The following is a 24,840-nucleotide window of genomic DNA, read 5'->3' on the forward strand; positions in this document are numbered from 1 at the left end:
TGCATGAAAAAAATACTGCATTGGGTGAAGGACCATGTCAGCTATTTTAAAAGTATCTTTATTTTTTCAGTTGTGATTATCATTATTCGTGAACTACTATCGATCAGTAAAACGATCTCGCTTAGTCAACTAACAACCATTTTTCAAGACATTGCGTTATGGAAAGTCTTACTCATGTTTTTAATTGGTCTAATTGCGGTTCTTCCTATGATCGGGTATGACGTGATCTTAAATAACATTTTAAAACAAAAACCAAAAAAGCTTTTCCTCCTAGAAAGTAGTTGGATGATCAATACGATCAATAATATTGCTGGATTTGGCGGTTTGATCAGCATTGGCTTACGCTCAGAGTTTTATGGAAAAGAAACAGACGGAAAATCAGTCGTTCGAGCACTTTCAAAAATTTTGGTTTTTCTTATGTCAGGCTTATCTATTTACAGCTTGCTTGCCTTTTTTTTAGTTATGTTTGGTCATACCAATGATTATTTGCAACAATATTGGATTTGGCTGATTGGTGGCGGCTTGTATTTCCCTGTTGTTTTGATTGCCAGTCTGCTTAAAAAAGATGAATATATTGGTGATATTGATGCTAAAACACGTACTGGTCTTATTTTAACGTCTTTTTTAGAATGGACAGGTGTTTTAGGTAGCTTCTTACTGATCGGTATGTTGATGGGTGTTAAAATGAATCCACTGCAAGTTATGCCCCTTTTCATCGCTGCTTCCGTAATTGGGATCGTATCAATGATTCCAGGTGAATTAGGTAGTTTTGATATTATGATGATTATTGGTCTATCAGCATTAGGAATCGATCGAGAAGTTGTGATTGCTTGGATTTTACTTTATCGCTTATTCTACTACATTGTTCCTTTTATGATCGGTGCCATTTTCTTTATAAAAAATCTAAGTCATAGTTTGAATACACGTTATTCCGGGATTCCAAGAGAGCTATCAACGGAATTAGCACATAAATTTGTTGTTTTCCTGATGTATTTTTCTGGTGTCATGATCGTTCTTTCCGCAACGATTCCTGAGGCATTCAGTCACTTTAAGTGGTTAAAACAGTTAAATCCCCTCTCGTTTCACTTAATCACACAGCTTCCTGCGATTTTGCTTGGTTTTTTATTATTGATCACAGGACGAGGAATTGCGGCTCGGGTCAAACGGGCGTATCTTCCAACGATTGGGTTAATTTTAGTCACATTGATTTACACCTTTATCAAAGATTTTAGTTGGGGTGTAATCATTTTTCTAACATTTTTGCTCGTGATTATTGTATTTTCAAAGAGAGAACTATTTAGAGAACAACTTGTATACTCATGGGAAATGGTGACTATCGATGGGATTATCTTTCTTGCGTTGACCATCTTATATATCGTGATCGGCGTATATAATCTACCAACATTCCCTCACCGCAAACATCATTTTATTGAGTTCTTTTTGTTTCCATCAGAAAAAATTTGGTTCTCGGGTTTTGTAGGTATTTTACTAGTAACACTATTTAGTTACTTATTCATTCGTTATCTTGAAGGGAAACGTCATAAAATTGGACTTCCATTGGATGAAGAACGAGCAATGCGCCTGTTAACAACTTACGGAGGAAATACCGATAGTCAACTAATTTTTCTTAAAGACAAAGATATATATATCTATACAGATCAAAATGGTGAAGATACTGTGTTGTTACAATTTAAAACCTTAAATAATAAATGCGTTGTAATGGGCGATCCTTCTGGTAAGAAGGAAGATTTCTCAATTGCCATGGAGCAGTTCATCAATGAGGCAGACCGTTGGGGCTATCTTCCTGTATTCTATGAGGCCTCTGAAGAAGTGGTGATGTTTTTACATGAATTTGGCTATGACTTTATCAAAATGGGGGAAGAAGCACACGTTGACCTGCCTAATTTCACATTATCAGGGAAGAAAATGAAAAGCGAGCGAGCTGTCATGAATCGTTTTACAAAAGAAGATTATCGCTTCGAAGTGCTCTCCCCGCCTTTTTCTAAGGAACTTATGAGCGAGTTACGACAAGTTTCTGACGAATGGCTAGGTAGCCGTAAGGAAAAAGGCTTCTCGTTGGGCTTCTTTTCTGAGAGTTACTTACAACGTGGTAAAATCGCTGTTGCCAAAAATCAAGAGGATCACATTGTTGCCTTCGCAAATATTATGCCTACTTACACCAAAGAAGAAGGTACAATCGACTTGATGCGGTATAGCAAAAAAGCACCTTCTGGGGTAATGGATTACTTATTTATTTCTTTATTCAACTATATGAACGAGGAAGGATTTAATTATTTTAATTTAGGTATGGCACCGTTATCCAATGTAGGAACATCTAAAAAAAGTTTTATCCAAGAACGAATTGCGTATCTTGTTTATGAATTTGGTTCACGTTTTTATTCATTCCAAGGATTACGTGATTATAAAGAAAAATACGCTACTGAGTGGGTATCTAGATATACTCTGTATTCAAGAGACAGTTTTATTGCCTACGTGATGATTGCTTTATTGATCATAGACAACGCTCCAATTGAAAAACAACGAAAAGTACATGGGGTTCGTCGGATTCTTAGAAATAGATATCAACGATAAAATGAACAGAGGAGAACTAAAATCATCTAGTTCTCCTCTGTTTTATATAATTATGTCAAATGCTTTATTTAGAGTCGCGGTACCTGAAATACTGACCTGGTGCCCAACTTCTTCATCTCGACTAACCTGTACTAAAACAGTTCCTTCACGTTGAACGTGTTTTCCTTGTGAGACGCTGATTTCTTTCTTTTGGTCATGCTTGTATAAATGATTCAGTGCATAAGCCCCCATCACTCCGGAGGCTGTTCCTGTAACTGAATCTTCTGTCGTTCCAGAAAATGGTGAGGAAAAATGTCTGGCAGTGAACATTGCTTCCTGTTCTGAAACAATCGAAAATGGATGGATCGATGATTTAGGCATCTCTGTTAAGATATCTGGAAACATTGACGGTTTTGGGTGCATTTTATCTAAAATCTTTGCATTCACTACTGGTAGAATCAAGGTCCATGAGCCAGTATTTCCATATTGGATAGGTAAAGTTGGATGCAGATCATTCATTTTAATGCCAAGACTTTGACAAAGTGCCAATGGATCACCTTGAAAATCAATAAATGTTGGCTTTGCTTGGTTCATTGTAATTCTTTGGCCCTTTTTTTCATATACTATTGGTAGAATTCCGGCTCCTGTCTCGATTTGTAACTGTTGGTCTTCTGCTCCACTGTATAAAGCGAAAATCGCCCCTATTGTCGCATGTCCGCAGAGTGGTGTTTCATGACCTGGCGTAAAATATCTTAATTTTAATGTAGCTGCTTTATTTTCGCTTTTACAAATAAATACTGTCTCGTTAAAACCAACTTTCTTAGCGATGTTCTGCATTTCTTCAGTCGTATATTTATCACCTTCAAATACGACTCCAGCTGGATTCCCTTGTCCCGCAATTGTTGTAAATGCATCTACTTGTACAACCTTACAGTTCATTTTTTTAACTCCTTGCTTTTTGTCAAATAGTATAGCATAAAAAAAGAATCTTCGATAAATATCATCAAAGATTCCTTTTTATTTATTTTTCTATTTCAGTCACAATACCTGAGCCGACTGTTCGTCCACCTTCACGAATTGAAAAGGTTGTTCCTTGCTCTACTGCGATTGGATGAATCAATTCTACATCGATCGTAATATTGTCACCTGGCATAACCATCTCAACGCCGTCTGGTAACTCAACGACTCCCGTTACATCCGTTGTACGGAAATAAAATTGTGGACGGTAATTTGTGAAGAATGGTGTGTGCCGTCCGCCTTCTTCTTTTGTTAATACATAAACTTCGGCAATAAATTTTGTATGAGGCGTAATGGATCCTGGTTTCGCAATTACTTGACCACGTTCAATTTCATCACGAGTGATTCCTCTCAAAAGCACGCCGACATTGTCTCCTGCTTCTCCGTAGTCTAATGTTTTACGGAACATTTCGATTCCTGTAACAACTGCTTTTTGCGTATCGGGTTTGATCCCAACGATTTCGATTTCATCCCCAACACTTACTTTTCCACGATCGATTCGACCAGATGCTACAGTTCCTCTACCTGTGATTGAAAAGACATCTTCTACTGGTAACAATAGAGGTTTGTCTGTATCTCTTTCTGGTGTTGGAATATAGTCATCTACAGTGTCCATCAATTCCATGATTGCCGCTTCTGCAGTTAGATCACCTTGTAATGATTTTAAAGCAGAACCTTTGATGATCGGTGTGTCATCACCAGGGAAATTGTATTCATTTAACAACTCACGAACTTCCATCTCAACTAAGTCGATCAGTTCATCATCATCCACTAAATCCGTTTTATTCAAAAAGACGATCAAATATTTCACCCCAACTTGGCGAGATAACAAGATATGTTCTCTCGTTTGCGGCATTGGACCATCTGTTGCAGATACGACTAAAATCGCACCATCCATTTGAGCTGCACCTGTAATCATATTTTTCACATAATCTGCGTGTCCTGGTGCATCAATATGAGCATAGTGGCGCGCTTCCGTTTCATACTCTACGTGTGAGGTATTAATTGTAATTCCACGTTCACGTTCTTCTGGGGCTGCGTCAATACTAGCATAGTCTTGCGGGTTTGCTAGGCCTTTTTTCCCTAATACTGTGGTGATCGCAGCGGTTAATGTTGTCTTTCCGTGATCGACATGTCCAATTGTGCCGATATTTACATGTGGTTTACTTCTGTCATAATGTTGTTTTGCCATAATTTACAAACCTCCTATTTTGGTTAAAGGTTAAGTATATGATCATTTGTTCATTGACCATCTCTGACCTTTATAGTGTTATTATATACCTTCAAAAAAAATATACAACTTATTTGCTTACTATTTATAAGTAATTTTTTTTAGTGGATAATAAAAAAGAAAAGACAGAAAAATTCTTGTCCTTTCAATCTGTAACTTCTTAAAATTGTTTATTTTCTATAAAACTGATCCATCTTGATTTCAACTGCTTCTCCGCAAGCATTAGCAAATTCTGCTGATAGTCGTCGAAGTTCAATTGCCTCATCCAATGAAAGATCTTCCGTTTGAAATTTTTCAATCAATCCTACTAATTGTTCTGTATTGTCATTCATACCATTACCACCTTTATTCTCCATTAACCACTTGTTTATACACCTTTTCATCGTAAACAGTTAAGATAAACTGTTCTTCATAAGACTTGGTTACTTCCTTTATTGACTCTATTAAATGAGATTCACAATCAATATAGAAAATGATTGCTTCAAATCGATCCTTTGTCTCTCTTAAAAAACGCGTTAAATTATCAAGTGTGTTTTGTTTTGTCATTGTTTCATATGCAGGCATTTGTTTTGCACGAATAAAATTATGTGGAGTTGCTCCAGGGTACCCAATAATCGCAATTTTCTTCCCTGTGTGATCTTTCTTTACTAATTCCCAAATTTTGTCGATTTTCCTTGGATTGTTCCCTTTAATAATAATCATGTGATTTTGCTCCTTCATCTTTATCATATTTACCAATATGACACAAAGAAACCGTATGATCATCAACTGGCACTTCTTTGTGTCCAGCGTTATTCATGCAAGATAATCTCCTCCTAGTGTAAAAGCATAGCGGGCTTGTTTAGCTCTAGCAGAAAAATAGGAAAATTGACTTTGTCGCTTTTTGTCATATCCCATTTTTATTTTTTTCCTAAAGCTCGTCCGTTTAGCTAGATAACATAAAACAAGTACAATCTAACCATATCATAGAAAAAAAATAAATCAATAGAAAGAAAAAAGACTATCCGAGATTATTCTCGGATAGTCTTTTTTCTTATTTCACAGTCACTTTTCCAATAGAATCATTAGCAGAGACTGTTTGATTTCCTTTATAAAGATCATACTTTTCAACCACATCTTGGTTAGTGAAGACAACAATTAAATCCGATTTTTTACCAGCAGTTTCTAACGCTGCTAGATCGATTGTTGCAATTTTATCGCCTTGTTTTAAGACTTGACCTTCTTCAACATGTAAAGTAAAAGGCGCACCTTTTAGTTCAACAGTATCTAAGCCCATGTGTAACAATACTTCAATACCTGAATCTGTTTGGATTCCTAAAGCATGTTTTGTTGGGAAAATACTTGTGATTTTACCTGCAACAGGAGTTGTTACTTCACCATCAGTTGGGATAACTGCAAAACCGTCACCCATCATTTTCGCTGAGAAAACATCGTCTTGTACTTCTGAAATTGGTATAACTTTTCCGTTTGCAACCGCGTATAATTCAGTTTCTTTTGCAGTTGCTTTTGGTGCTTTAGCTTTCACTTCAGTTTTTTTTATAGGTTCACCTGTCACTGGAGCTGCTCCGTTATGAAGTTTAGTCATTTCATCAGCTACGAACTGAACTTCAGTACCAACGATTACTTGAATATTTGTGTCATCAATTACTTTCACACCTGGAACACCAGTTGCTTTAATTTTTGCTTGATCCACTTTTCCTGTGTCTTTAACCGTTAAACGTAAACGAGTTGTACAGTTGTCGATTGACGTAACGTTTGCATCAGCACCAAGACCTTGATAGATTCTATTTGCTAAGACTGCAAATTTATTATCACCTGTAGTGTCTAAGTCGGGTGTTTCTTCGCCTTCGCCTTCTTCACGTCCTGGAGTCATTAAATTAAATTTAGTGATTGCAAAACGGAAAGCAAAGTAATAAATTGCAGCTACAGCTACACCTTGAACAACTAACATTAAAGGATGATTCGCAACTGGATTTTTTAGACTTAAGAAGAAGTCGACAAAACCAGCACTAAATGCGAATCCTGCTGTCCAATGCATAAATGCAGAGAACGCTAATGACAAGCCAGTAAGTACAGCGTGTACTACATATAAAGGCCATGCAACAAACATAAATGAAAATTCTAAAGGTTCAGTTACACCTGTAAAGAATGAAGCGAATCCTGCTGCTAACATTAATGAAGCTGTTACTTTTTTCTTCTCTGGGCGAGCACATTGATAGATTGCGAACGCTCCCGCTGGTAAACCAAACATCATTACTGGGAAGAAACCAGCCTGATACATACCAGTTTGACCAATAATTGCTTTACCTGAATCTAAAGCTTGTTGTCCAGCCAAGAAGTTACCAATATCATTGATATTTGCAACGTCAAACCAGAATACTGAATTCAAGGCATGGTGCAATCCTGTTGGAATCAATAGACGGTTAAAGAATCCATACAAACCAGCTCCAACAAAACCTAAACTAGAGATTGCTTCACCAAATGCAACTAATCCATCATAAACAACTGGCCAGATGAATAATAGTACAAATGAAATAGCTAACATAGCAATAGCTGACATAATTGGAACTAGACGTTTACCACTAAAGAATGAAAGAGCCATTGGCAATTTCACATTATGGAACTTATTATACATTGCAGCAGCTGTTAAACCAGCTACGATCCCAACAAACACGTTGTTTCCCATGCTGTTGAATCCTGGACTTACATCAGCAATGTCTTTCAATCCCATTAAAGATTGAACAGAAGCTGTACTCAAAACAGCTTTTGGTACTAAATATGCAACTAACCCTGCAAGTGCTGCAGAACCGTCTTTATCTTTTGACATGCCTAAAGCTAAACCAACAGCGAATAATAATGCCAAATTATCAAGAATAGCTAATCCGCCATTCATTAAAAATGTTGTTGCAGCACTTGGTCCAACAGTTCCTACAATCCAGTTTGCAATCCCCACTAATAGAGAAGCAGCTGGTAATACAGCTACAGGAAGCATCAATGAGCGTCCCATTCTTTGCATATATGCTTTCATTTTTGTATCTCCCCTTGTCTTTTATTTGATCATCTTCAGCCGTTCAATATGAATAGCTAGATAACCTAATTCCTCGTTTGGTACTTGATAGTGAAAATTTCTCATTAACAAAACTTGAACTTTTTTCGATATCTCATAACTTTCTGCGTATTTCTTCCTTACGACATCCAAAATCTCATCGTCCAACACTGCATACTGACTTTGTTGAAAACGGTGAATAAACAATCGTAAATGATTCACTAGTCGCGAATAACTCAGACTCATCTTTTCATCATGGATGTTGATCCCTAATTCCTGCTCGATTAAATGAATAATTTCTGAAACGATTGTGACCTCACGGATACTTTTACTGTTATCCGTGCGTCCACTACGAGCACTATGGATATGGATCGCAATGTAGCCTGCTTCATCATAACTAAATGGAATCCCTAACGTTTGCGTCAAATAATCCACTGCCCACTGTGCTATTGAAAACTCTTCTGTATAAAGAATCTCGATTTCATTTAAAAGCTTATTTCGCACAATGATATTATTTTGGATATTCTCAGCAGCAAACGCAATATGATCACTTAAACCAATATTGATATGTTCATTCAGCTTTTCACCAAGAATCGTCTCAGCGTGAGCAATGATTTCTTCTGTGACAAAAAAATACTTTTCATCGATTTGTGATAATAAAACTTGAAGCTTTTTCAAGCCTTCAGGTTCCATCACAAACATCCGCTCTACTTGTTGTGGGGATAACACATCATTTTTCTTTTTGTTAAAACCCACGCCTTTGCCAACAGCTACTTTTTCTTGTTCTTTGTCGATGACGAGTACAGCATTTTGATTGAGCACCTTTTTAATTTTCATAAACATTCCTCTTCTGCAGAAGTAGATTGTCCGTTAACTTGTACCAAGACAACAAAAAAAGCATAGAACAATCCCGTCAAAATATGAGTATATCATATTTTTTTGAAATTCTTCCATGCCTAGTATTATCTAGTCACATGAAAACGCTATTTGTTTTTGTTAACAGTGATAGTTTACAAAGATATAGACCATTTGTCAATCATTTTGATTCATTTTTTTCTGCTGATTTTAAAAATCCATCAATTTATAGTTTAGACGGAAAAACATGAGTGGTCTCTATTCGAGAACACTCATGTTAAATTTTATGCTTCTTCTTCAGGATCAGCATATTCATCTTCGTCATCGAAGTCATCATCCACATCATCTTCATCAATAATGGTCAGATCTTCTTCGATTCCTGGTAACTCTTCTTCTTCGTCATCAGAATCTGCACCGATTTCTTGCAGATCTGAATTATACGCTTTGATTTCTTCATCTTCTTCATCGTCGTCATCATCATAAAGAATATCGTCATCGTCTTCATCCGTTAATTCAGCATCTTCCGGATCATCATCGTTGTAGTCGATCACATCTTCATCATTGGCATCAATAATAAAGGCGTTGACTTTCTTACGTTTTCTACGGCGAGGTTTGTCTTCTTCATCTTCATCCAAACCATGTGTTACTTCTTCGTCGATAGAATCGATTGGATACCATGAGCGCAAGCCCCAACGGTTATCTCCAAGAGAGATAAAACTGCCATCAATATTTAAGTCAGTATAAAATTGTGCTAAAGAGTCACGAATTTCGCTGTCAGATTTTCCAAGATAGTTTTGAATTTGGTTTACTAAATCAGAGAAGTCCATCACATCTTCACGTTGTTCTAAAATTGCGTGCGCAACTTCGATCATGGATAATTCATCTTTGTTCAACCCGTCAAATACATTAATTTCCAAACGGTACACGTCCTTTCACAGTCTACTCCTTATCATACAAAAACATGAAGAAAAAATCAATTGATTATTGCATAATTAAGCAGTAAATTCTAGTTCTAAATGATATTCCCCTATTTTTTCTGCCTGAGAGTATAAATCATAATCAATCAAAATACTACCAGCAACTGGCTGATCTTTCAAACTAAAACGTAAATTACGGGTAAACGTCGTGATTTGGAATAGCCCATAAGGTGTTTTATAGCTCGTTTCCAAACGTTCCTGATAAGCAAACTTCAACCGCATTCTCAGACCACCTGCCCGAATCAACTGAATCTTACCGTCTGGCTCAACTTTGATCGTTACAGGTACAGGTTCGCCCTCTTCTTGTTCTTCTTTATAGCGAATATACAAAGTATCGCCAATCTTTACGATTTGACCTTCCAAATCAAAATAAAAATTCTTTTTCTCACCAGCTTGATCCACAACTGTTTTCAATTGAATGGATACTGGCGTTCCTTGTGATAAATCCATTAGAACACTCTCCTTAAGTTAAAAGGTGAATAGGCTCGTTTAGACTTGACAGAAAAATAGGAAAAATGAATTGTGACGCTTTTGGTCACACTTCATTTTTGTCTTTTTTCCGAAAGTCTAGCCTATAAACCTAGATAGAATTAAAAGCGTAGCGGACTCGTTCTGGCTCGACTGAAAAATAGGAAAAATGAACCATAACACTTTTATCCTTAGTATATTCTATCCTTTTTCCGCGTGATTTCAAGCCAAAGCTTCCGCAATCGTTTGATCAATAACCAAAATGGAACAACAGCTCCCAATCAATAATGGTTTGATGCTCTCTACTTTTTCCTCGCCGCAGCCAATCACCATGACATCTGGTATATTGACTAAATCCTCTACCTTAATGCCTAACATTCTCTGGCTGATTTCATTGTTCACTGTTTGACCATTTTTGTCAAATAAGGATGCTACGGCATCCCCTTTGACCCCTGTTTCTTTGATAATTTCTAATTCATTTTCTTCGATATAGCCAAGTCGTTTCCAAGTAGAACTTTCATTCGGATTCCCTACGCCGATAATCGCAAAATCAACATGTTTTGCTTGTGCCAGAGCTTTGCTAACCAATTGAGACTTATTTAAAACCGTGGCTAATTCGATACTTTCAGCTAATGCTGGGGCATAAAAATACTGGCAACGACTATTGAGTTTTTCAGCTAATCTGAACACTAAATGGTTTGTATCAAAGTAAAGATGCTCACTAGAGACACCACCAACTAAAGGAGCAACGTTTATCGTTGGAAATGAACAATAAGGCATCTCATCGATCAGATCTGCTAGTGTTGTGCCCCATGATAAACCGATGTTCATCCCGACATTCAATCGTTCTTTAAGATAAAATGCAGCAATTCGGCTGACTTCTTTTTTGACTGATTGACTTTGTTTTTGTTCATTTGTAGGAACGACGATTACATCATCAAGTTGGTATTTTTGCTCAATACGCAACCCTAACTCAACCGCATACGCAGATTCATCCTTGATTGAAATGGAAACAACCCCTGATTCTTTTGCCTGTTGTAAAATTTTTGATATAACGGGTCGAGAGATCCCCATTTTTTGGGCAATTAGGGCTTGTGTCATACCTTGCTCGTAATACATCGTGACGATTTTTAACATTTTTCTACGATCTTCACTAATTTTCATCGTTAAATGTCAGCCTCTTTCATTAGTTGTTCCACTGCTTGAACTAACGAAGCAATTTGAGGTGTTGCTTGGGCCTCTAACGCCTTTTGAGCAGGCATCGGGACAAATTCTCCGCCTAATCGGACAATCGGCGCTTTTAACTTCATACTGATTTTAGACTCGGCGATGATTGAAACTAGTTCACTACTAAATCCGCTATTTTTAACTGCTTCCGTTGCGATGATCACTCGATTCGTCTTTTCGACTGAAGTTAATAGTGTTTCTTTATCTAAGGGAACCAACGTTCTTGGATCAATGACTTCCACTGAAATGCCTTTTACTTTTACGATTTCAGCAGCAGCTAAAGATTTACTAACCATGATCCCCGTCGCAATGATTGTAACATCAGTCCCTAAACGTTTAACATCAGCCACACCAATTGGTATCGTGTAAGGTTCTACTGGCACGACACCTTCCGTTTGATATAACAGTTTGTGTTCATAGAACATAACAGGGTTATTGTCTTTTATCGCAGCGTGAAGCAAGCCTTTTGCATCGTAAGGCGTAGTTGGCTGGATTACTTTTAAGCCTGGAATATGTGCCATCCAATTTTCCAAGCTTTGAGAATGTTGAGCCGCAGCGCCTGTACCTGATCCAGCTGCAGTCCGCATCACAAGAGGAACAGTCGCTTTCCCACCGTACATATAATGGATTTTCGCTGCTTGATTGACCAACTGATCCATTGCCACAGTAATAAAATCAGAAAATTGTAATTCCATTATGGGACGCATACCGGTCATAGCCGCACCTACTGCAGCACCTGCAATCGCACTCTCAGAGATTGGCGTATCGCGAACACGTTGTTTTCCATATTTTTCTTGAAGTCCGCTAGTGGCACCAAAGCCGCCACCATATACTCCAATATCTTCCCCTAAAAGAAACACATGCTCATCTAGCCCCAACGCTTCATCTAGTGCTTCATTGATTGCTTGTAAATACGTGACTGTTCTCATATTTTTTCCTCCGCATAAACATGAGTCCACAAATCCGCTTTCGTAGGCTCATCATCTAATTTTACTGAAGCGACTAAATCAGCCATTTCTTGTCGGGTCGATTGTTCTAACTGTCTGATTTCCTTGCTTGTAATTTCATTATGTTGAAGCAGTTTTTTTTCCAAGCGTAAAATAGGGTCATTATGTTCTTGCCACTGACGACACTCATCCTCTGAGCGGTACTTCAACTTATCTGATTTTGAATGACCTTTGTGCCGATAGGTCAACGCTTCGATTAGTGTCGGTCCACCACCGTTTCTGGCTTTCTTCACTGCTTTAGAAACAGTATTTGAGACAACTGATAGATCATTACCATCAATCGTTACACCCTCGATGCCATAGCTTTTACCACGCTCAGACAGTTTCTCTATATTGACCATTTGTTCAATCGAACTACTCATTCCATATTGATTATTTTCAATGAAATAAATAACTGGTAATTGCCAAATAGAGGCCAAGTTCAAAGCTTCGTGAAAACTCCCCTCATTGGTCGCACCATCTCCAGCGTAACAAAGGACAACTTGTTTTGTTCCCTGCATTTGGGCACTCAAAGCCGCCCCTGCCGCAATGGGAAAGCCTGCGCCCACGATACCATTTGATCCTAGATTTCCAACTGCAAGATCTGCAATATGCATGCTACCACCTTTGCCTTCATTTGTACCTGTTTTTTTTCCCAGCATCTCAGCAAACATACTTCTAATATCTGTTCCTTTAGCGATGCAGTGGCCGTGATTTCTATGAGTTGAAACGATCCAGTCACTTTCATTTAAAAGACTCGCGCCACCAACCGCCGTTGCTTCTTGTCCGATACACAAATGCATCGTTCCATATAGCTCCCCAGCATCAAAAAGTTCTTGAAGCGTTTCTTCAAAAATTCGTATTTGCCACATTTTCTTTAATGCCTCTCGCTCATCAATTGATGTGTTTGGGTCCTTTTTTGCTGTTACTTGTTTCATTTTCTCACTCCTTTTTACAATTGTTCTCTCCTGAATCATATGTAAACATTCTATAGTTTTCTTTAAGTGATAGCAAGATTTTCTCGTCAATTTTTGGTTTTCCTTAAAAATTCTCTCTTTTCCAAGTCATTTCTGCTCAGATTAGCATGATTTTTCGTTTAAATCGTATATAATAGAACATGGAGGTGGAGACAAATGTTATTTCATGATGAAGAAGCGATGTTATTTTGTATGCATTGCCAAAAAGAAACGCTCCATGACATTCAATATATGAATGAGATCATTTCCAGTATCGAATGTACTGAGTGTCACAATCAAATGAGTATCGATATTGATGCAATGAATCAATTTTATCATTATTTATATGAACGCTTAGTTTCTAAACCCGGTCGTTTAACTGAAGAAGCTAGACAAGACTTCAGTAAATTTTTAGCCACTATGCCGATGCGCATCATTAGTAAACCGATGCGCTTTACAAATGAATATAATCAAATGAATAAAGAAGTGAAAGATTACGTTTCCCGCGTAAAACAGGATGAGGATCAAGATGACTAATTTAAATGAATTATTCACAGCCAATACAATCTTTATATATGATCAAGAATTATTGACGAAACCAGATTATTTTCTGCCTTTTGCCTTGACCGATGTTTTAACTACATTCTCCGGGATTAATCAGCAGCCGATCGTTCATTTTTGGCAACTTGATCAAGCGATGATTCTTGGTATGAAAGATACTCGGGTTGTCGATTTGAACAGTGGATTGACTGCTTTGAAACAGGATGGCTATAACGTCGTAATCAGAAATGCTGGCGGCTTAGGTGTGATTGCAGATGAAGGTGTTTTAAATGTTTCACTGATACTCCCAAATCCTACGACTAAAAAAATGAGCATTGATGAAGCCTATACGCTTATGTGGAGCTGGATTAAATTGGCTTTTGAAGATTCTGACCATCCTATTGGGGCATTTGAAATCAGCGAATCTTACTGTCCTGGTACATTTGATTTGAGCATCAATGGTAAAAAATTTGCTGGGACAGCTCAACGAAGAGTAAAGGATGGCACGGCGATTATGTTGTATATCAGTGTCAATGGTGACCAACAAAAACGTGGGGAAAGTGTTCGCCGTTTTTATAAAGCTAGTTTGTCTGAAAGTTTTGGTGAAAATGGCTACCCTCCAGTTGATCCAACTGTGATGGCAAATTTAGAAGACTTGCTTCATAAAACACTGACTGTCCAAGATGTGAAACAACGATTGCTTGCTGTCTTAGCAGAGAATAAACCAAACCTATTTGATGACCAAACACTACAAACATTATTCACATCTGAATGGTTTACTTCTGAAATCAGCAAACAAATGAATAAAATGCAGCAGCGAAACCAATTATTGGACTGACCAGCGATAAGGAGTGAAAATATGCCAACACCATATAAATATCAAATTTTACCAATCGAAAAAGTTTTTAGAGATCCAGTCCATAACTATATTCATGTCCAACACCAAGTTATCTTAGATCTAATCAATTCTGCAGAAGTCCAACGTTTACGGAGAATCAAACAATTAGGCACCTCTTCTTTTACCTTTCATGGTGCAGAGCACAGTCGTTTTGCTCATTCTTTGGGCGTCTATGAAATTACTCGCCGTATTTGTGATATTTTTCAACGTAATTATTCATCTGAGCGAATCGGGCCGGATGGTTGGGATGATAATGAACGGTTAGTGACGCTTTGTGCTGCTTTACTTCACGATGTCGGTCACGGTCCGTACTCTCATACGTTTGAACATATTTTCAATACGGATCATGAAGCGATCACAGTAGAAATCATTACTTCACCAGAGACAGAAGTTTTTCAAATATTGAATCGTGTTTCAGCTGATTTTCCAAATAAAGTGGCTAGTGTTATTACTAAAAAATATCCGAATCCCCAAGTTGTTCAAATGATTTCTAGTCAAATCGACGCTGACCGGATGGATTACTTATTGCGAGATGCTTATTTTACTGGAACCGAATATGGAACATTTGACCTGACAAGGATTTTACGAGTAATTCGTCCTTATAAAGATGGTTTGGCCTTTGCCATGAACGGTATGCATGCGGTTGAAGACTATATTGTCAGTCGCTATCAAATGTATGTTCAGGTCTATTTCCACCCTGTTTCTAGAGGAATGGAAGTTATTTTAGATCATTTACTTCATCGTGCTAAGGAATTGTATGAACAACAGCCTGAAGATTATCAACTCCATTCCCAACTTTTGGTTCCTTTTTTTAAGGGGAATTTTTCTTTGCAGGAATATCTAAAATTAGATGATGGCGTATTGAACACTTACTTTACGCAATGGACTTCTTTACCAGATCAAATTCTGAATGATTTGGCTAATCGTTTCTTGATTCGTAAACCACTAAAATCAGTCACGTTTTCTGGTGATCAAGCTTCTGTGACGATCCGCCATCTCCAAGCATTGATTGAGAAGGTCGGTTATAATCCAAAATATTATACTGCTATCAATTCAAGCTATGATCTACCATACGACTTTTATCGTCCAGAAAAAAATAGCCATCGTACACAAATTGAAATAATGCAAAAAGATGGTACCTTGATCGAATTATCTAAAATCAGTCACCTAGTCGCAGCGCTTGCAGGTCAAACGCAGATCGATGAACGCTTTTATTTTCCAAAAGAAATGGTTGACCCTAAAAGACAACAACATTATGATTTATTTGATGATACTTACCGTGAATTTGCTGCCTATATTCACAATGGTGCATTAGTTGAAGGGAAAAAATAAGAAGTTATTACAGGAGGAAGTTATGACAGTCAAATTAGTTGCAATCGATATTGATGGAACATTACTAGATTCAAACCGGAAAATCAGCCCTAAGGTGAAAGAGACACTGCAAAAAGCGAACGAAAATGGCATGTATATTGTTTTATGTACAGGACGACCTTTGCCAGGCGTTAAAGAGCAATTAGCCGAATTAGATTTGTATGGTGATAATGATTACGTGATTACTTACAATGGTTCTCTAGTCCAAGCAACAAAATCAAATGAAATCATCTCTCAGTATGGCTTAAGCCATGATGACTTTTTAGAAATCGAAGCGATGTCACGCAAAGTAGGTGTCCATTTGCACACGATTGATGACCAAGCAATCTACACCGCCAATCGTGATATTGGTAAATATACAGTACACGAAGCCTATCTAGTAGATATGCCACTTAAATACCGAACCGTTGAAGAAATGACGTCAGATATGTCGATCATTAAAATGATGATGATCGATGAACCAGCTATTTTAGATAAGGCAATCAAGCAGTTACCTGAAACGTTTGTCGATAAGTACACAACCGTCAAAAGTACTGAATTTTACTATGAAATCTTAAATAAAGAAGCAAGTAAAGGCAATGCATTAGCAAAGCTTGCAGAACATTTAGGGATTACTCAAGCAGAAACAATGGCGATCGGTGATAACGAAAATGATCTATCTATGATTGAGTATGCTGGTATCGGTGTTGCGATGGGAAATGCAACTGAAAGTGTGAAGCAAGCAGCCGATATTCAAACAACAAGTAATGATGAAGACGGTGTTGCAGAAATTTTGCTAAAATATATGTAATAGTCTTATTGCTGTAAACACAGCGAGGTACGAGCATGGTACACAGTCCCTAATTGGCTCTCGGAATACCCCCTTCTGTCTCGACCTCATCGTTGATTCAAATTAAAAAGCAGCTTGCAGTAATTTTGCAAACTGCTTTTTTTAGTAGCCATCTTAGTTGTTTTCTACTAAGGATCGTTTCTTTCGAGTTAGATATTGATAAACCTCGTAGGGATCTTGACATGTATCAAGCAAAGAATAAAATTGAGGATCATCTAATAAATGAACCAATTCTGCCATTGCATTTAAATGTCGATTATTTTCAGTAGCAGCTAGACAAAATATATATTTGACTGGATCATTTTCCTTACTACCGAATAGAATCGGCTGTTTCAGGACACTGATACTCATCCCTAACTGCTCAACCCCATCTATCGGTCTAGCATGGGGTAAGGCTACATGTTTAGAGATCACCATATAAGGTCCTTCTTTTTTTGCGGTTTCGATTATGGTGTCAATATAGTTTCGGGTAATCCGTCCTTCTTTCAATAATGATGCTGCTGAAAGACGAATCGCTTCTTCCCAGTTTTTTGCAGGCATATTTAACTGAATCAATTCAGGAGCTGTTATTTCAAACAAACTTGGACCACCATCATCCAATTGGCTTGGCTCATCTTGGTTGATCAAGTACTCATATAACTCTTTTTCTAGCGCAGAGCCTTCTAATACAGCCGTATGTCGTTGAATGATTTCCATAATTTTCCCAACACTTGGCAACTTAAAATTAAAATTACCGATTTGCGTGTATACATCACTGATCAAGCGATATTTTTCTTGTGTATTCATGATCGGACTAACAATATATACAGGCTTCTTCGTATAAAAAAGTCGAATATTTGGAACAGTCGAAAAAATCAAATCATAAGAGTCTGACAGCCGTTCAATCTCCTTCGTTTCGACTGGGCCTAAAAAGGATAGCTCTGGAAACAGAGATTTCAGCTCTGTGTACACAATCGATGAACTCCCTATCCCATTTGGACAAACGATCAACGCGACCTTTTGAGAAGTCGTGTATTCATCGAAATTTGAACATAAAGAAGCAAAATGCATAGTTAAAAAAGCAACCTCGTCTTCAGGAATCGGATGTTCAAATAATGAAGCAATCGGTTTTAATGTTTCCTCAACAATATTGAATAATTCATGATATTCATCTTTGATCCGATTATGTAACGGATTAACAATCGGCAGCTTAAAATATAAACGGTAATACGCTGGCCTCAGATGAGCATATAGTTGGCGAACTACTAACTCTTGATTATTAAAACGAATACCCGATATCGCTTCAAATCGTAAAATAATCCGCTTAACAAGTTCCAGAATCGTTTCATAGTCCTTAGTAGAGTCATTCGGACGTCCTACAGACAAGCCTAAAATCCATGCACAAAGATACAAATAAGCGGACTCATCATCAATGCCAGATTGGGCTAATATACTTTTAGCAAATTGATATTCCTTCATAGCAATCAAAGCATTCAACTGGAATTGGTCATAAAAAACAGTTGTAGTTGTCAGCAGTCGTTTCTTTAGAAAAATAAATGTATATAAAAATTCAATCAAGCGATTTTCTACAAATGAAAGACCATATTGTGTTGTATATTCTTCAATCAGCTGTTTCGTTGCTTCGACTGTTTCAATGTGATGTTTTTCGATAAACTGATCATAGATAAAGACCGTGTTATTTTCAGTTGAATCTAAAATAATCATTTTCATCAAATGATAACGAATGTGCTCTTCATTTCCTGATAATCGATAACCATCTTTTCTTGTATAAACAAGTTGAATATTTTTACTTTCCAACTCAACTGTTAAATTTTTCAGATCATTGACGATCGTTGTCTTGCCAACTCCGAGTTCTTCAATAAAATGATTGATTGAAAGATACTCATCTGCATAATAAAATAGTAATAAATACAGATATTTTGCTCGTTCAAAAGCGTTCATCAAATACCCTTTAGCATATGTCTTGTCTGAAAGTATTGCAATAAAATGCTCTCGGAGTTGGTTGGTTAAAATGATCCGATTATTTTCGATCACTAATTTGGCTTCGGTTTCTAATGCAAGCAATTCATTTATTTTTTCTAACGAATATTCTAATTGTCTTTTAGTTAAACCAGTTTGTGTAGCTAATTCATTTATTTCGTGTATCGAACGTTCGATCAAACGTTTCATTAGTTTTCTGGATCGCTCATCAGTCATTCAATCCCCTCCTCCAAAAGCAACTTTTTTTAATAGTAGATCTAATTTTTTTGTGTTCTGTGTTTAATGACGGCTTGTTTTAGTTGTTTAGCATTCTCCATGATCTCTTCTTGAGTGCCTTTCGTCAAAAGACTGCCAACCCCTATACAATCCACGCCACTTTCTAACCACTCATGAATATTCGTTAAATTAGCACCGCCAGATGACATGATTGGCAGATAAGGTGTTGGTGTTTTTAATGTTGCTATCAAGCTTGGCCCATAGTAGCTTGAAATGGGAAAAGCTTTAACCATTGCCGCTCCAGCTTCGATTGCCGTCAGCATTTCGGTTACGCTAGTACAGCCTGGCATATAAGGAATTTGATATCGATTGCAAAGTTTACAAACAGATTCATTATAGTTCGGTGCAATAATGAACTTTGCTCCTGCTAAAATAGCCAATCTAGCCGTTTCGCTATCTAACACAGTTCCAGCACCGACCAATAATTTCTCTTGGTATTGTTCATTCAATTGTTTGATCATTTCACCAGCATTTGGTAATGTATAACTGATTTCTAGACAATCCACTCCGCCTGCTAGACAGCCATCCGCAATCTCGATTGCTCTTTTTAACGTCTCTACTCTGACAATCGCCATAATTTTTGTTTCTTCGATTCGATTTAATATACTTGTTCGGAACATCGTTGGCCCTCCTCTATAACGATCCAAATTTTTCTGTGTACTCATCCATGACCTGCGTTACTTCTGATAATGCTTCGACACTCAGCGGTTGAACTGGTAATCGTGCTGTTCCAACTGCGATACCTTGGTGACAAACAGCAGCTTTTAACACCGATGGAATCGTTCCTAGCTTTAAAATGCGTCGAAATTCTTCTATACTATCCTGCATCACCTGTGCTTTTTCTATTTCACCTTCTAACCAGTGACGATAAATAGCCACATCGATTTCAGTTAAAACATTGGAAGTAGCTGCAATAGCTCCGGTGGCTCCAGCTTTTAAAGCAGATAATATCAAAGAATCAGATCCCGATAAAACTGAAAAATCATGTTTTTTAGCTATCGTTAAGTATTCTTTGATCATTTCGATATTCCCGCTGCTATCTTTGATACCAATAATATTTGGATGCCCAGCTACCTGCTCCACTAACTGTCGGCTAATATTCGTTCCAGTATTTTTAGGTATATTATATAGTAAAATAGGTGCGATATTCGCTTCGGCAATTGTTAAATAATGTTGGATCAATTCCGCTTCCGTTGGCGCTACAAAGTATGGCGTAATCACAGATAACGCATCTGCACCAAGACTTGTCATTTCTTTGGATAAAGAAATGACTTGGTCCGTACTGTTTCCTCCTGTCCCTACATAAACAGGGATTCTACCACGAGTCTCGGCAATCACTATTTCAGCAAACCGCAACTTTTCTAAATCACTTAAAACATGAAATTCCCCATTTGTGCCAAGGATAAACAAACCATTTACTTTTTTATCGATCAAACGATTGACTAATTGTTTGGTGGCATTAGCATCAATTTTATTCGTTTGATCTAAGGGCGTGACCATCGCCGTAATGATTCCTTCTGCTTTCATTATCGTCCGTCCTTTCTTTACTGGGTTAACATACTTTGCCCTAAAGTTCCTCCTGGATGCCACTTCACGTATTCTGTATTGGTGATGCCCTTTTCCTGCTGTAATAAGACGCTTAACGCTTGAAGTAGAAGTACTTCTACCAAAATAGAAGCTCGAGGTGGCTTATTTAAAGGATCACCCTCCTGCTCTACACCAGCAAACAAAAAACAGTCACTATTTTTTGAAAGCCAAGAATTCTTTTTGCCTGTAATAGAAATAATTTTAGCGCCATTATTTTTAAGTGTTTGAACTGTTTTTTTGAGTTCTGCTGTTTCACCACTATTTGAAATTGAAAGGACAATGTCACCAGATCGAACTTGTCCCGCGGAACCATGGATCGCTTCTGTACCATCTAAAAAATAGGCTGGTGTGCCTGTAGATGATAATAGTGACGCAATGTATTCAGCAACATGACCAGGCTTACCGATCCCTGTCACATGAACGCGCCCTCCTTGTTTTTCTGAAGAAAGAATCAATTCCTTTGCTTCAAGTAAATGTTCTACTGATATTGTTTGAATAAATTTATTGATTTCTCCAGATGTAGTTTCAAAAAAGCGAAACAATACTTGATCTGTTTCTTGTGTTTCCATTTTATCTCAGCCTCCAATCTATTCGATTAAGAAAATAGATTTAATACTTTTTCAATAAAAATACCGATCACATTATAATCAATATTAGGGAAAGTCGAACCTTCCAAGCCCATGCTGCCATAAACCGGATAAAGAATCGTTGGCAAAAATGCTAGTAATAACCCAACAATAAAGGATCCTGCAACCGCACCACGCCATCCACCAGTTGAGTTTCCAAAAACACCAGCTGTTCCTCCAGAGAAAAAGCAAATGTGCGCTGCTGGAATAATCACAATTGGAAATTTAAAGATCACCATGATTGCTACACCAACGAGTCCTGCAGCGTACGCTGACAGAAAACCTACGATCACGGCTGTTGGAGCGTATGGGAAAACGGTTGGTACATCTAGAGCTGGACGAGAATTCGGAATAAACTTCTCTGATATTGAAACGAATGCTGCTGTAATTTCCGCTAAGAACATCCGAACACCCGTCATTAAAATCGACATTCCTGCAGTAAATGTAAATGCTTGAATCATTGGGAAAACTAGCCAATGAGTAGTGCCAGCCAATTCCTGTGTAACCTCACGACCAGCTTTTAAAGCGGATACATAAAATAGAATCAACATAATCACTGCAACACCCATTAAAAAGTCTCTGAAAAAAGATAGCCATTTAGGAAAATTGATATGTTCTGTACTTTTATCTTCATGTTTACTAAACAGTTTACCAATATAGCCTGACAATGAGTAACCAATCATATTAAAATGGCCGATCGCAACATCATCACTCCCAGTAATTTTTCGCATAAATGGTTGACATAGCTGAGGCAACGCTGCTGAACAAAATCCTAAGATTGTTCCGCCAATAATAATTGCAGCAACATCTGAAATACCGTGGGATTTGATGATCAATGACAGAACACAGGCGAAAAATAAACTATGACCCGTTGTAAAAAAGATATTTTTCATTGGTGTGATCCGCGCAAAAATTAAGTTCATTACAAATCCTAAAATCAACGTACAGGATGTCACCAAAGCATATTGCTCTTGTGCCATAGCAGTTGCAGCCTCAGGTGAAGCAACAACGCCGACAATATTGAACCCTGTTTGAAACAGTTTATTGAAATTTTGCAAAGCACCTGTCATCAATGCGCCACCCGCACTAAAAACCATAAAGCCGATAATCGTTTTAAATGTTCCAGTTAAAATTTCTGTTCCTGTCTTCTTTTGAGCGACAAGTCCAACAAAGGCAACAATACCAAGCAAAATTGCTGGTGTACTTAAAAAACTAATAATAAAATCCACTTTTTTTCATCTCCTTATGTGTACAGCGGTGTCAGCTATTCAAAAAATGACTTAATTTACTTTCAATCTCAACTTTATCTACTATGTTATTGATGCCAATGATTGTTTGTTTTAATCCCTGTGTTTCTAGTTCCTTAGCAACATCCGCTAAAGTAATCAATAAATCACCGTCAAATCCCGGTACTGCATCTAATGAGGAATGTTCAACTTGGATTGGAAACCCATTTTCTTTGATGACTTGCTCTGTTTTGATTTTTAACATCAAACTTGAACCTACTCCTGCTCTACATGCTACAAGTGCTTTATGCATCCGTTTCATCTCCTATTCTGTTTTAATGATATAGTTTAAAATATCCATTGGTTTTTCCGCCGTGTCTAAAATCTGATAAAAACGTTGATCACTTAATAAATTAACTAGCTCAGCCATTGACTCTAGATGCGATTCACTATCTTTAGCGCTCATGCAAAAAAGATACTTAACAGGATCATTACTTTCATTACCAGACACCACAGGATTTTTTAACGTTGTAATTCCCATTGCTAAATCCAGTGCACCACATTGTGTAGGCGCATGAGGCAGTGCAACATGTTTTGTGACTACAATATATGGTCCAAGCGTTTGTGTTGTTTCAATAATTTTTTCGATATAGTCAGCTGTGATTTTCCCTCCATTTAGTAAAGGTTCGGCAGATCTTCTAATCGCATCCTCCCAATCTAGCGCTTCAACATCTAGCTGAATAAATTCTGGTTTTATCATCTCACTTAACAATATGCAACACCCCTTTTGAATTTCACCAAGCGTACGACTTATTGGTTCCTTTTCAATATAAGCTGTTTATGAAAGGGTTTCAATCTCTTTTGATTCCTTATTTTGTTTGCCTCTGAAACAAAGAGTGGTCTTGAAAATCAAGGAAGTTCAACAAAATCAGCTATCTGATAAAAAGGATTCATCAAATGTCATATATCTCGATCAAACGGTTTCTTGATCGACTTATTCATTTCAATAAATAGCTTTCTTATAAACAATAATTGAACCGAATCGTTTAAATTCAAGAAATCGATTGTATTTTCTCATGATTTTTCCATAATTGTTTTCATTTTCAAAAAAAAGAAAACAAATCAGTTTCGATTTGCTTTCTTGACTCTATTTGCTTATTTTTGTTGCTCTGCTTGCCATTGACGCACCGCCCATTTATGACTACCGCGTTTTAGCAACTTAATTCCTTGCTCCACGGATACCCAACTGATCGTGTTGGTTTTCTCCAATGGTTCACATACTTGTTTCCAACTATCTGCAACAAAAAAATAGCCTGGATTATAATAATCGGTACTTCGATGCCTTGAATGGAAGTATTCGTCTGCTTGTCCCAAATAATTACCAATCTCCACTTCTACCCCGAGTTCTTCGAGCATTTCCCGATGAATCGCTACTTCTTTTGTTTCGCCTGGTTCAATTTCGCCGCCCGGTAAAAAATAAGCTCCATTTGGTGCTTGAACTAAGACTATTTCTGCACCATTACTTCTTGATACAATAATATAAGCACCCAGCCTTTTTTTATATACTAGTGTTTCCGATTTTTCACCGAATGACGGTGTTTCCATAAAAACAACTCCCTTTTCTTTTAACCTAATTTTACATGAGAATTTTCTCATGAACAAGTATTATCTTATCGTTTTACTCACATTTTCCATAAAGTCTATGCTACTATAAAAATATCTGCAGATTTTTGTTATGATCTGCGATAATTACCCATTTCTGAAAGGAAGATAACTCATATGAAAATGGCTCACACTTGTGTTCGTGTCAAAGATTTAGAAGCATCGTTGGTGTTTTATCAAAAAGCATTCAATTTTGAAGAAAGCCGCCGTCGTGATTTCCCAGAACATAAATTTACTTTAGTTTACCTAACTTTACCTGGTGACGGTTATGAACTAGAGCTAACGTATAATTATGATCATGAAGCGTACAATTTAGGAGACGGTTATGGTCATATCGCAATTAGCACAGATGAAATTGAGAAGCTTCATGAAGAACAAAAAAATGCTGGTTTCACCGTTACGGATATGAAAGGTTTACCAGGTACTCCGCCATCATATTATTTTATTACTGATCCAGATGGCTACAAAATCGAAGTTATTCGTACTCGCTAGTCTAAAAACAGTTACTTAC

25 protein-coding genes are annotated in these 24,840 nt (G+C 37.3%); 6 read left to right on the forward strand and 19 right to left on the reverse strand.

What is annotated here, in order from left to right; all coding sequences use genetic code 11:
• Positions 1-3 precede the first annotated feature (3 nt).
• The gene (mprF, locus tag ATZ35_RS13595) at positions 4-2,592 is read left to right on the forward strand and encodes a bifunctional lysylphosphatidylglycerol flippase/synthetase MprF (RefSeq protein WP_208927709.1); all 2,589 of its coding nucleotides are present in this window, start codon (positions 4-6) and stop codon (positions 2,590-2,592) included.
• A gap of 42 nt (positions 2,593-2,634) precedes the next feature.
• Here the strand turns inward: mprF and ATZ35_RS13600 are convergent, their stop codons facing one another.
• From ATZ35_RS13600 to ATZ35_RS13650, 11 genes are all read right to left on the reverse strand, one after another.
• Positions 2,635-3,510 (reverse strand): PhzF family phenazine biosynthesis protein, encoded by an 876-nt coding sequence (locus tag ATZ35_RS13600; protein ID WP_208927710.1) that lies wholly within the window; start codon positions 3,508-3,510, stop codon positions 2,635-2,637.
• 82 nt (positions 3,511-3,592) lie between these two features.
• A complete protein-coding gene (tuf, locus tag ATZ35_RS13605; RefSeq protein WP_208927711.1) occupies positions 3,593-4,780 on the reverse strand; it encodes an elongation factor Tu in 1,188 nt (395 codons plus the stop codon).
• Positions 4,781-4,989: 209 nt separating this feature from the next.
• Positions 4,990-5,151: a hypothetical protein gene (locus tag ATZ35_RS13610; RefSeq protein ID WP_208927712.1), complete on the reverse strand. Its 162-nt coding sequence runs from the start codon at positions 5,149-5,151 to the stop codon at positions 4,990-4,992.
• A 13-nt stretch (positions 5,152-5,164) separates the two neighbouring features.
• Positions 5,165-5,521, reverse strand: a complete 357-nt coding sequence (locus tag ATZ35_RS13615; RefSeq protein WP_208927713.1) for a hypothetical protein — start codon at positions 5,519-5,521, stop codon at positions 5,165-5,167.
• 331 nt (positions 5,522-5,852) lie between these two features.
• Complete coding sequence (gene nagE, locus ATZ35_RS13620) at positions 5,853-7,847, reverse strand: N-acetylglucosamine-specific PTS transporter subunit IIBC (RefSeq protein WP_208927714.1); 1,995 nt, start codon at positions 7,845-7,847, stop codon at positions 5,853-5,855.
• A 21-nt stretch (positions 7,848-7,868) separates the two neighbouring features.
• Entirely contained in the window at positions 7,869-8,702 is an 834-nt protein-coding gene (locus ATZ35_RS13625) for a PRD domain-containing protein (RefSeq protein WP_208927715.1), read from the reverse strand.
• Between the two features lie 302 nt (positions 8,703-9,004).
• Positions 9,005-9,637, reverse strand: coding sequence for a DNA-directed RNA polymerase subunit delta (gene rpoE / locus ATZ35_RS13630; RefSeq protein WP_176271434.1), 633 nt, complete (start codon positions 9,635-9,637; stop codon positions 9,005-9,007).
• Between the two features lie 75 nt (positions 9,638-9,712).
• Positions 9,713-10,147: a YwiB family protein gene (locus ATZ35_RS13635; protein ID WP_208927716.1), complete on the reverse strand. Its 435-nt coding sequence runs from the start codon at positions 10,145-10,147 to the stop codon at positions 9,713-9,715.
• 240 nt (positions 10,148-10,387) lie between these two features.
• On the reverse strand, positions 10,388-11,329 hold the full coding sequence (locus ATZ35_RS13640) for a sugar-binding transcriptional regulator (protein WP_208927717.1): 942 nt from the start codon (positions 11,327-11,329) through the stop codon (positions 10,388-10,390).
• 2 nt (positions 11,330-11,331) lie between these two features.
• Positions 11,332-12,321, reverse strand: a complete 990-nt coding sequence (locus tag ATZ35_RS13645; RefSeq protein ID WP_208927718.1) for an alpha-ketoacid dehydrogenase subunit beta — start codon at positions 12,319-12,321, stop codon at positions 11,332-11,334.
• Positions 12,318-13,316, reverse strand: coding sequence for a thiamine pyrophosphate-dependent dehydrogenase E1 component subunit alpha (locus tag ATZ35_RS13650; RefSeq protein WP_208927719.1), 999 nt, complete (start codon positions 13,314-13,316; stop codon positions 12,318-12,320). The genes ATZ35_RS13645 and ATZ35_RS13650 overlap by 4 nt, the downstream gene beginning before the upstream one ends.
• A 195-nt stretch (positions 13,317-13,511) precedes the next feature.
• Between ATZ35_RS13650 and ATZ35_RS13655 the strand changes: the two genes are divergently transcribed.
• From ATZ35_RS13655 to yidA, 4 genes are read left to right on the forward strand one after another with little or no spacing between them, the layout of a single operon-like run.
• The gene (locus ATZ35_RS13655) at positions 13,512-13,871 is read left to right on the forward strand and encodes a hypothetical protein (RefSeq protein WP_208927720.1); all 360 of its coding nucleotides are present in this window, start codon (positions 13,512-13,514) and stop codon (positions 13,869-13,871) included.
• Entirely contained in the window at positions 13,864-14,712 is an 849-nt protein-coding gene (locus tag ATZ35_RS13660) for a lipoate--protein ligase family protein (RefSeq protein ID WP_208927721.1), read from the forward strand. Before ATZ35_RS13655 ends, ATZ35_RS13660 begins: the two co-directional genes overlap by 8 nt.
• A gap of 21 nt (positions 14,713-14,733) precedes the next feature.
• A complete protein-coding gene (locus tag ATZ35_RS13665) occupies positions 14,734-16,104 on the forward strand; it encodes an HD domain-containing protein (protein ID WP_208927722.1) in 1,371 nt (456 codons plus the stop codon).
• A gap of 22 nt (positions 16,105-16,126) precedes the next feature.
• Complete coding sequence (gene yidA, locus ATZ35_RS13670) at positions 16,127-16,933, forward strand: sugar-phosphatase (RefSeq protein ID WP_208927723.1); 807 nt, start codon at positions 16,127-16,129, stop codon at positions 16,931-16,933.
• Positions 16,934-17,086: 153 nt separating this feature from the next.
• On the opposite strand, the gene ATZ35_RS13675 is transcribed toward yidA, so the two are convergent.
• The 8 genes from ATZ35_RS13675 to ATZ35_RS13710 form a co-directional block, all read right to left on the reverse strand.
• Complete coding sequence (locus ATZ35_RS13675) at positions 17,087-19,168, reverse strand: BglG family transcription antiterminator (RefSeq protein ID WP_208927724.1); 2,082 nt, start codon at positions 19,166-19,168, stop codon at positions 17,087-17,089.
• A gap of 41 nt (positions 19,169-19,209) precedes the next feature.
• Positions 19,210-19,848 (reverse strand): bifunctional 4-hydroxy-2-oxoglutarate aldolase/2-dehydro-3-deoxy-phosphogluconate aldolase, encoded by a 639-nt coding sequence (eda, locus tag ATZ35_RS13680; RefSeq protein WP_208927725.1) that lies wholly within the window; start codon positions 19,846-19,848, stop codon positions 19,210-19,212.
• Between the two features lie 13 nt (positions 19,849-19,861).
• Entirely contained in the window at positions 19,862-20,755 is an 894-nt protein-coding gene (gene dapA / locus ATZ35_RS13685) for a 4-hydroxy-tetrahydrodipicolinate synthase (RefSeq protein WP_208927726.1), read from the reverse strand.
• Positions 20,756-20,772: 17 nt separating this feature from the next.
• The gene (locus ATZ35_RS13690; RefSeq protein ID WP_208927727.1) at positions 20,773-21,384 is read right to left on the reverse strand and encodes an SIS domain-containing protein; all 612 of its coding nucleotides are present in this window, start codon (positions 21,382-21,384) and stop codon (positions 20,773-20,775) included.
• Positions 21,385-21,410: 26 nt separating this feature from the next.
• On the reverse strand, positions 21,411-22,670 hold the full coding sequence (gene ulaA / locus ATZ35_RS13695; protein ID WP_208927728.1) for a PTS ascorbate transporter subunit IIC: 1,260 nt from the start codon (positions 22,668-22,670) through the stop codon (positions 21,411-21,413).
• Positions 22,671-22,701: 31 nt separating this feature from the next.
• Positions 22,702-22,980 carry a PTS sugar transporter subunit IIB gene (locus ATZ35_RS13700; protein WP_208927729.1) on the reverse strand — a complete coding sequence of 93 codons (279 nt, stop codon included), beginning with the start codon at positions 22,978-22,980 and terminating at the stop codon, positions 22,702-22,704.
• A 12-nt stretch (positions 22,981-22,992) separates the two neighbouring features.
• Positions 22,993-23,439, reverse strand: a complete 447-nt coding sequence (locus ATZ35_RS13705) for a PTS sugar transporter subunit IIA (protein WP_208927730.1) — start codon at positions 23,437-23,439, stop codon at positions 22,993-22,995.
• Positions 23,440-23,822: 383 nt separating this feature from the next.
• Complete coding sequence (locus tag ATZ35_RS13710; RefSeq protein WP_208927731.1) at positions 23,823-24,272, reverse strand: NUDIX hydrolase; 450 nt, start codon at positions 24,270-24,272, stop codon at positions 23,823-23,825.
• Positions 24,273-24,446: 174 nt separating this feature from the next.
• Between ATZ35_RS13710 and gloA the strand changes: the two genes are divergently transcribed.
• On the forward strand, positions 24,447-24,821 hold the full coding sequence (gloA, locus tag ATZ35_RS13715) for a lactoylglutathione lyase (protein ID WP_208927732.1): 375 nt from the start codon (positions 24,447-24,449) through the stop codon (positions 24,819-24,821).
• Positions 24,822-24,840: the final 19 nt, after the last annotated feature.

The sequence above is a fragment of the Enterococcus rotai genome, from assembly GCF_001465345.1.
Classification (GTDB): domain Bacteria; phylum Bacillota; class Bacilli; order Lactobacillales; family Enterococcaceae; genus Enterococcus_L; species Enterococcus_L rotai.